We start from the raw sequence: 270 nt of genomic DNA on the forward strand, positions 1-270 counted from the left end.
GATGCCCGTAAGATGCTGAATGCGCAGTCGACCATGCGCATGTTTCTGAAGATCAGCGATCACCTTAACAGGCTGCTGCCATCTGGCGCTTCGATCGCCTTCAGTGAGATAGGCTCGATTGCCTACTACACTCCCAAACTGCACTGGCTCGACACGGATGGTCTGATGGATCGCGAGATCGCACAACTGGAAACGGCGACACATGGGAATATCGGCGTCATAACCAGGGATTTTACGGCGCCCGCCACGCCTGTCGGACAGGTGTTGCTG

The 270-nt window shown here is 55.9% G+C and carries 1 protein-coding gene; it reads left to right on the forward strand.

Going from position 1 to position 270, the window contains the following annotated elements:
* Positions 1–270: hypothetical protein (locus tag EOD29_RS36305; RefSeq protein WP_164763955.1), on the forward strand; the 270-nt coding region annotated here is incomplete at both ends.

This window comes from Mesorhizobium sp. M1A.T.Ca.IN.004.03.1.1 (assembly GCF_003997555.1).
Lineage (GTDB): Bacteria > Pseudomonadota > Alphaproteobacteria > Rhizobiales > Rhizobiaceae > Mesorhizobium.